Source organism: Sphingobacterium sp. 1.A.4 (genome assembly GCF_002734245.1).
Taxonomy (GTDB): Bacteria; Bacteroidota; Bacteroidia; order Sphingobacteriales; family Sphingobacteriaceae; genus Sphingobacterium; species Sphingobacterium tenebrionis.
Window position 1 is genome coordinate 1 of sequence record NZ_PEAZ01000099.1, and the last position, 9,421, is coordinate 9,421.

The following is a 9,421-nucleotide window of genomic DNA, read 5'->3' on the forward strand; positions in this document are numbered from 1 at the left end:
AGGGAAAGGGGCATATCTGCAAGATGGGGATGGGCCACGTCAGAAAGGTGCTGTACATGGCGGCAATATCCGCCATCAGGAGCAACACCGCCTGCAGTGAGCTTTATGGGAGGTTGATGGAAAAAGGAAAGCCATACAAGGTCGCAATCATAGCAGTGGTGAACAAACTGATCAAACAGGCATTCGCCATCGCAAAATCTGGAAAGGGCTACATCGCAAAAGCGGCCTAATCAGAATATTATTTGGAGAAAATTTAATTTATTATTTGGATATATACACAGTTCATTGCGAGGAGGCACACCTCGTCATTGCGAGGAGGTACGACGAAGCAATCTTTGAACCCTGTCATCCTGAGCACTACCATTGTCATCCTGAGCACTACCATTGTCATCCTGAGCGTAGTCGAAGGATCTGTACGGGTACTATCGAACAGATGCTTCGACTACGCTCAGCATGACATACGGAAAGATTGCTTCGTTCCTCGCAATGACGAGGATGGCGCAATGACGTGACTTGGCTCTTTCTGCAAGTGAGGTGTATGTGACTTGTAAGTGAGGTGTAAGTGCTAAAAGTCACTTACAACTCACTTACATATCACTTAAATCCTGCCTACACCACGAACCAAGCAAATAAAAAAAAAGCCGAATCAACTACTTGATTCGGCCTCGGAATATGGCGTACAGATCCTTCGACTCCGCTCAGGATGACAATATAAATACGCTCAGGATGACAGCATGACTACGCTCAGGATGACATATTAAATAACCCCATGCAATGACCCACCTTTGGCACCCAACTCATCCACTCTTCTTTCCACTTTTTCATCCTTGATTAAATCTGGTGCGTGATGAGGCTTACTCCTCGCATCAATAATCACTGGACCATTACAGCCCCAATGCTTAAATTCCGTAAATGCCCCAACACCATGTATATCATGCGAAGGATTACTTCTTGTAAAAGTAACCCAAACAAAATTATTCTCATTCTCTGCCACAAACCCCGCATCATCAGCCAATACAATACACTGAATCCCGTTCCAATTCTTATCTTTTACTGCTTCTGCCCATGCAGCAATCACCTTGTTCTCCTCCTCATAGGTACTAAATCCTTTCCCATCTACCACAATAATTCCTGGCAAAGCTAATTTCGCATGGTTAAACGGCCTAGGTAGATCCAGATCTACAGGAAGTTCCGTAGCCAGCTCTCTTTTCTTATCGCCCACAGCAGCAAAAACAACTTTAGATCCCGTATTCAATCCATCACCGGTATAGTCCAACGTATCGATTGTGGTATTGGTCTGGAAATGTAGGTCCCTGCTCAGGTCGATCCGTTCAAAAATATGGCTAAAGAAATCCTTGATATGATGGATATCCAATCCTGGATTATCCTCTTTCGCAGAAATGAATAGGAATTTCGCCAAGCTCAACTGGTTGGTTCCCAAGATCAGGTTCGAAATAGTCAATAGCTCCTGTGGTCTTTCCACCTTTTGATAAGGGGTATACCTTTCGCTTCCGATGGCAAACAACAAGGGATGAACTCCAGCTGGATCTACCGCATGAACGGCATGCAAGCCCGGAATCTGTTGTGGAATCGCATTCCCCGTGATCTCATGGATCAATGCACCAAAACTGGTATCCTCCTGTGGAGGTCTTCCAACGACCGTGAACGACCAGATTGGATCTTTCCGATGGTACACTTTATGCACTTTCATCAAAGGGAAAGGATGTACCAAGGAATAATAGCCGATATGGTCGCCAAATGGCCCTTCCGGTTTGTTCTCATTGGGATATACGGTACCTGTGATCACAAAATCAGCATCCGCTGAAATACAGAAACCCTCTTCATCATAAAAATAACGGAAGCGTCTGTTTCCCAATGTACCGGCAAATATCATTTCCGAAAGACCTTCCGGTAGTGGCATCACGGCAGACAAGGGATGTGAAGGCGGACCTCCAACAAAAATACTGACTTTTAAAGGCTTACCCAATTGGTTGGCCTTGGTCTGATGTACACCAATGCCTCGGTGAAGTTGGTAATGAAGACCGATTTCCTGGTCTTGAATATAATCATTGCCCGCCAATTGAATCCTGTACATGCCCAGATTGGCATTCATGATTCCCGGCTTACTGATATCTTCGGTATAAACCTGTGGCATGGTCACGAATGGACCTCCATCCATAGGCCAGTTGACGATCTGGGGAAGTTCGGATATCTGGGTCTGTCCATAAAGGATCGGAGCCCCTGACTTCTTTTTCCAAGGCAATGCCCCCAGCGCCACCATGGATGAGCCTACATATTGGAACGGCTTCTTGAGCACCGACATCGGATTCATTTTTACATCCACTAGTTTTTTCACATGATCCAGGGAATCCCTGAACATGAACCTGGAACGATCTAACGTACCGAAAAGATTGGAAACCGCTGGAAATTTGGAACCTTTGACCCGTTCAAAGAATAAAGCCGGCCCTTGCGCATCATATACACGCATATGGATTGCCGCCATTTCAAGATAAGGATCAACCTCCTCTTTGATTCGAATCAAATGTCCATGTTGCTCCAGATCCTGAACACAATCACGTAAACTTTTATATCCCATAGTAATAGCAAATAGCTACAAATGTAATGGAAAGAAGGCAATAATTAAAGTTTAAGGCTATTGGTCAAATTGGATTACTTCGTCCAAAGGAGTAAAGGAGAACAACATGATATTCTTCCAAGTACTGTTATCTATAGGATATTCCATAGACATCAACCTTTTGAATTCGATCAAGTCCTCTTTATTGATCCTATATAGTCTTTTGAACCACATGTTCATCAAAATACCTGGTACTTTAACACTCTGCACCTTACTATTCGGGTATAGCGTTTTTTTGTAAAGCCTGAACATTTCCTGGATGGTCACCGTTTTGGCACCACCGATTTCTATGATCTCATTCTTGAAATTCTTTTCCCAGTCTACATTATAGATCCAACGAATAAGGTCTAAAGCCGAAATGGGATTGAATTTTATTTTAGCAAAATCCGTATCGTAGGCCAAGTACTTCGAATTGATCAATTTGTGCATGTACTTATCGAGCACACTTCCTTTCCCGATCGCTAAATTTTTCAATACGATGGTATAGGTTAGACCAGAATGTTCCAAAACCTGCTTGATAACTTGTATATAGGGCTTATCCATTAAACGGGCGATGTAAACAATACGCTTACAACCATTTCGTTCGGCCAATTGAACAAAATTATTCAAGGTAATCAGTTCCATGTTCAAATTGACATGTTCTGACAGGGTGGGAACATGGGTAATATAGATTCCCAATTGGATTCCACCTACTACTTTGTAATCTTCATATTCCTGACCTTTTCTCAACAGGTCTACCATATCTAAACTCGCCGTTGGCTCTTCAATCTGCTTCGCTCTATAGAGATCGACATCACGTGCAATCCCATGGACATGATACTCATCTGCATTTAGGTTGCTCATGGCCCTTTTGCCTAAATATGAATTGAGTCCGGATAAAAGTATCTCCATCAGTCCTCCTATTTTTTAGTAAACAACTTTACCATATGAAACAGATTATTTTTATGAAAGTTTAATCATTTTTAAAATTTAACAATATTAAACATTTACTAAAATACATATTGTCTATATCGTGTAAAAATTGGGGTTAAAAGCATTATAAACCTATCTAAAAGGCTATATTTGTTAGCATCGCATATTGGGAAAAAAACAACATGAGTAAAAAAGTAGTTCTTGTTTGGTTCAGAAATGATTTAAGATTACACGATAATGAAGTGTTAACGGAAGCACTTCATAAATTCGACCTCGTTATTCCCGTCTTTTGTTTTGATCCGCGATACTACAACAAGAACAAATTTGACCAGTATAATACCGGTTTAAACAGGGCTCTTTTCCAACGTGAAACCGTTTCCCATCTCAAAGAAAAATTACAGGCTTTACAGAGTGATCTGATGACCTTCGTGGGTTATCCGGAAGAGATTATCCCCAAGTTATGTGCTAAATATGAGGTTTCGGAGGTGTACCATCACCGTGAAGTAGCCACTCGGGAAACACAGATCTCCGAAATGGTAGAAGCAGCGTTATGGGAACAAAAAATAAACCTGAGGCACTTTATTGGCCACACCTTATACCATAAGGAAGACCTACCCTTCCCTATCAAAGATATACCTGATAAATTCAATATTTTCAGAAAAAAAATAGAACGGGAAAGCAGTGTTCGCAAGCCATTTGACGAACCTAGAGCCATCCCGTCTCCGACTCATCTGGAGGCTACCAAGTTACCTTCTTTAGAAGAACTGGGCTACAGCACAACTGTTGAAGAGATCGACCAGCTGATTCCGGCAGGCGAAACCCACGCCATGGAAAAACTCCAGCAGCTGTTGGATCCAACTTTTCAATCCTTAGCGAATTACACCGAAATTTCACCTTATATAGCCGTTGGTGCCCTGTCGCCGATCTACATCTACGATCAGATGCGCAACTCCAACCTCATCCAGAACAAACGCCGGTACGACCGTTTGATGACGACACTTTTATGGCGGGATTATTTCCGCTTCATGTTGAAGAAATATCCCAATGTATTCTTCAAATTGAAAGGCAGTCAATCGGAAAAACCGAGTTCCTTTTTAGATAAAGACAAACTGGAACAATGGAAATCGGGAACCACAGGTGACCAAGCGGTGGATGAAGGAATTGCAAAACTGAAGGAAGAAGGAAATATAACCTACGCAGTGAGAAGAATGTTAGCGAGGTATTTTACGCAGAATGTCTCCTCCAACTGGTTAATAGGTGCCGCATTTTTTGAGGAATACCTATTGGACTATGCGCCAGCTACCACGTATGGGTTCTGGTCGCATATGGCTTCCGTAGGAACCAGTGCCAAGGAAAATGTTTCCCAGGACTGGACCGAGTTTCGGAAAAAAGTTGTAAATTATTAAAACTAGCCTAATATTAGGCTGTAAACTTATATTATTATTGCTAAATTTGGCAAAATTTTATCTTACGTATCCAGCATGGACAATATGACATATTTGAGTAATGCCGATTCGAGTTACATCGACGGGTTATATCAATCGTACAAAGCAGACCCGAACTCCGTAGACTTCGGTTGGCAGAAATTTTTCGAAGGATTTGATTTCGGAAAAGGTGCAGACCCAGGCACTGTTGCAGCTGATAATGTTTCAGAACACGCGTTAAAAGAAATTGACGTATTGAACATGATCCATGGTTACAGAGACCGTGGACACCTTTTCACCCACACAAACCCTGTACGCGAGCGTCGTAAATACTACCCTGGCAAAGAGTTAGAGACCTTTGGTCTTTCCGAGTCTGATATGGACACGGTGTTCAACGCTGGTGTAGAGGTAGGCTTAGGTCCTGCGAAACTACGTGATATCCGCCAATTGATCGAAGATACCTATTGTGAATCTATCGGTGCGGAATTTAAATATATCCGTAACCCTGAAAAGATCAAATGGTTGCAAGACCGTATGGAAGCGGATAGAAATAAACCCAATTATTCCATCGATCAGAAAAAACGCATCTTCAAGAAATTGAACCGTGCTGTCGTTTTTGAAAGCTTTTTAGGTACTAAATTCTTAGGTCAAAAACGTTTCTCCCTAGAGGGTGCAGAAAGTTTGATTCCGGCATTGGATTCGGTGATCGAAACTGGAGCAAGCTTGGGTATTCAGGAATTCATGATCGGAATGGCTCACCGTGGTCGTTTGAACGTGCTTTCCAACATCATGGGTAAACCATACAAAACCATCTTCTCCGAATTTGAAGGTAAGATGTATGCGGAAGAAGATCCGGAATTACAATTTGGTGGTGATGTGAAGTACCACTTAGGTTATTCTTCGGATGTTACCACTGAAGATGGAAAACACATTCATTTATCTTTAGCACCAAACCCTTCTCACCTAGAAACTGTAGATCCGATCGTTGAAGGTATTACACGTTCTAAGATCGATATGAAATACGATGGTGATTCTTCTAAGATTGCACCGATCTTAATCCATGGTGATGCAGCTATCGCTGGTCAAGGGGTGGTATACGAAGTTACACAGATGTCGAAGCTTGAAGGTTACCGCACTGGTGGTACCATTCATATCGTGATCAACAACCAAGTTGGTTTTACAACCAACTATAAAGATGCACGTTCTGGTACCTATTGTACAGACGTAGCAAAAATCTCTTCCTCACCTGTATTCCATGTGAATGGTGATGATGTAGAAGCAGTAGTTTATGCGATTAATCTTGCGGTAGAATACCGTCAAAAATATAAAACCGATGTTTACATCGATCTATTATGTTACCGTCGTTATGGCCATAATGAGGCTGATGAACCTAAATTCACGCAGCCATTATTGTACAAGGCCATTGAAAAGCATCCGAACCCGAAAGAGGTTTATGCTAAAAAATTAATCGACGAGAAATCGGTGGATACGGAGTACTCCAAAGCGATTGAAAAAGAATTCAAGGATTATCTGCAGGAGCAATTGGATGCTGCCAAAAAAGTAGAGAACCTGGAAGAAGAGATTCCTATGTTTGGTGGTGCTTGGAAAGGATTACATGCCGGTAAAAAAGCAGAGATTCATACCACGGTTGACACCAAGGTATCTGACAAGGAATTCTTGAAATTGGCTGGTGAGATCACTTCCCTTCCAAAAGACAAGAAGTTTTTCCGTAAGATTTCGAAATTGTTCGAAGACCGTGCTGCCATGATCAAGAATGACAGTTACGATTGGGCAATGGGCGAGTTAATGGCTTATGCTACTTTATTGGATGAAGGAAAACGCGTTCGTATCTCCGGACAGGATGTTCAACGTGGTACTTTCTCGCATCGCCATGCCGTATTAACCCTAGAAGATTCAGAAGAAAAATACATCCCATTGGCAAATGTAAATGGTGGTGAACGTTTCAATATCTACAACTCCCTACTTTCCGAGTATGCGGTCTTAGGTTTTGAATATGGCTATGCTTTGGCTAATCCGCAAGCCCTGACCATTTGGGAAGCCCAATTCGGAGACTTCTACAATGGTGCACAAATCATCGTAGACCAGTACCTTTCCAGCGCTGAAACCAAATGGAAGCGTTCGAACGGATTGGTGATGATGTTGCCTCATGGTATGGAAGGTCAAGGTCCAGAACACTCTTCAGGACGTATTGAGCGTTTCTTGGAATTATGTGCAAACGACAATATGATCATTGCCAATTGTACCACACCAGCAAACTACTTCCACTTATTGCGCCGTCAATTAGTTCGTAACTTCCGTAAACCATTGGTCGTATTTACACCGAAGAGTTTGTTGCGCCACCCGAAAGTGGTTTCTAAATTAACAGACTTTACGAAAGAGAATTTCCAAGAGGTAATCGATGATAGCTACGCAAAACCAACTACGGTAAAACGTGTGTTGTTCTGTTCCGGAAAGATATATTACGATCTATTGGAAAAACAACAGGCCGATAAACGTACGGATGTAGCGATCGTAAGGATAGAACAAATTTATCCAGCACCAGTGGAGCAATTGCAAGCGATCCATAAGCGCTATAAAAATGCCAAAGAATTTATCTGGGTTCAGGAGGAAAATGAGAACATGGGTGCTTGGCCATATTACTGCCGTACCTTACGCAGAACGGATATTGAATTCACGGATTATATCGCACGTACAGCAAGCGGTAGCCCAGCTACAGGTTACATGAAAAAACACGTAGCACAACAAGAAGCAATAATTAACAAATCATTCGAATAAACAAAATGTTAGACCGTCCGTTATATATAAGGAATATGTAACGGACGGTTTTAAAAAAGAATTATATGAGCTTAGAAATCAAAGTGCCTTCGGTAGGCGAATCAATCACCGAGGTAACCTTGGCCCAATGGCTAAAACAAGATGGCGATTACGTTGAAATGGACGAGAATATTGCCGAATTGGAATCAGACAAAGCAACGTTTGAATTACCGGCAGAGAAAGCTGGTATCCTACGTATCATCGCACAAGAGGGTGATACCTTAGAGATCGGAGCTGTTGTATGTACCATTGAAGAAGGCGATGCTCCTGCTGCTGGTGGATCTGAGAAATCAGAAGCCGCTCCAGCGAAGGAAGAAGCTGCTGCACCTGCAAAAGGCGAAACTGCTGCATCGGATGATGAAAACCCAGATAGCTATGCTGCTGGCACCGCATCTCCTGCTGCTGCAAAAATCCTTAGGGAAAAAGGTATCGATCCTTCCAGCATCAAGGGAACTGGTAAAGATGGAAGAATCACCAAAGAAGATGCTGAAAAAGCTCAAGCATCTGCACCAAAAGCAGAATCAAAACCTGCTGCTGCACCTGCCGCTGCAAAACCTGCAGCTCCTGCTGTAGCTGGCGAACGTGTTGAACGTCGTGAAAAAATGAGTTCATTGCGTAAAACCATCGCTAAGCGTTTGGTAGCGGTGAAGAACGAAACGGCTATGTTGACTACGTTCAACGAAGTGAACATGCAGCCGATCATGGATCTAAGAGCGAAATACAAAGACTCTTTCAAAGAGAAACACGGTATCGGACTAGGATTCATGTCTTTCTTCACTAAAGCGGTAACAACTGCCTTGAAAGAATGGCCTGCAGTAAATGCTCGTATCGATGAAAATGAAATCGTTTATTCTGATTTCGCTGATGTTTCCATCGCTGTTTCTGCACCAAAAGGATTGGTAGTACCAGTGATCAGAAATGCAGATGCGATGTCTCTTCACCAAATTGAAAAAGCAATTGCTGAATTGGCTGGAAAAGCACGCGACAATAAATTAACAATCGACGAAATGACCGGTGGTACATTTACCATTACCAATGGTGGTGTATTCGGATCCATGATGTCAACACCTATCATCAATGCACCTCAATCAGCTATTTTAGGTATGCACAACATTATTCAACGCCCTATCGCAGAGAATGGTCAAGTGGTAATCCGTCCGATGATGTACATTGCACTTTCTTATGACCACCGTATCATCGACGGTCGTGAGTCGGTAAGCTTCTTGGTACGTGTTAAACAATTGTTGGAAGATCCAGCTCGTTTATTGTTGGAAGTATAATTCCTACCAGATATAAGGAAAAGGCAGTCGAATTAAATGAGGGCACTGAAAAAGTCCCCTTTTAGAATGGGCTAAAAAAAGGAGTGGAAAACAACAGTTTTCTGCTCCTTTTTTCGTATCTTAAAGTAGGCTTTAACGGATATCAGGATGCTTTCTACCCAACAAAAAATTCAGTTCAGTTCCTATTCGGGATTGTACGATATCATTGTTCCAAAAGACAATCTACTTCGCAAAATCAACGATCTTATCGATTTCAGTTTTATACATGAGGAACTTTTGGAGAAGTATTGCCAGACCAATGGGCGTACAGCAGAGAGCCCCATCAAGATGTTCAA

The 9,421-nt window shown here is 42.3% G+C and carries 5 protein-coding genes and 2 pseudogenes; 5 read left to right on the forward strand and 2 right to left on the reverse strand.

Features of this window, described 5'->3' with window-relative positions:
* Positions 1-230 (forward strand): annotated as a pseudogene (locus CRJ00_RS16415) (IS110 family transposase); the annotation flags it as partial.
* A gap of 527 nt (positions 231-757) precedes the next feature.
* Here CRJ00_RS16415 and CRJ00_RS16420 read toward each other — a convergent pair.
* A complete protein-coding gene (locus tag CRJ00_RS16420) occupies positions 758-2,596 on the reverse strand; it encodes a UbiD family decarboxylase (RefSeq protein ID WP_099367833.1) in 1,839 nt (612 codons plus the stop codon).
* A gap of 57 nt (positions 2,597-2,653) precedes the next feature.
* Positions 2,654-3,478, reverse strand: a complete 825-nt coding sequence (locus tag CRJ00_RS16425) for a hypothetical protein (RefSeq protein ID WP_099367834.1) — start codon at positions 3,476-3,478, stop codon at positions 2,654-2,656.
* Between the two features lie 251 nt (positions 3,479-3,729).
* Here CRJ00_RS16425 and CRJ00_RS16430 point away from each other — a divergent pair, with 251 nt between their 5' ends.
* The 4 genes and pseudogenes from CRJ00_RS16430 to CRJ00_RS16445 all read left to right on the forward strand — a co-directional run.
* Positions 3,730-4,953 carry a deoxyribodipyrimidine photo-lyase gene (locus CRJ00_RS16430; RefSeq protein WP_099367835.1) on the forward strand — a complete coding sequence of 408 codons (1,224 nt, stop codon included), beginning with the start codon at positions 3,730-3,732 and terminating at the stop codon, positions 4,951-4,953.
* Positions 4,954-5,028: 75 nt separating this feature from the next.
* The gene (locus tag CRJ00_RS16435; protein ID WP_099367836.1) at positions 5,029-7,767 is read left to right on the forward strand and encodes a 2-oxoglutarate dehydrogenase E1 component; all 2,739 of its coding nucleotides are present in this window, start codon (positions 5,029-5,031) and stop codon (positions 7,765-7,767) included.
* A gap of 65 nt (positions 7,768-7,832) precedes the next feature.
* Entirely contained in the window at positions 7,833-9,086 is a 1,254-nt protein-coding gene (gene odhB, locus CRJ00_RS16440; RefSeq protein ID WP_099367837.1) for a 2-oxoglutarate dehydrogenase complex dihydrolipoyllysine-residue succinyltransferase, read from the forward strand.
* Between the two features lie 147 nt (positions 9,087-9,233).
* Positions 9,234-9,421 (forward strand): annotated as a pseudogene (locus tag CRJ00_RS16445) (IS5/IS1182 family transposase); the annotation flags it as partial.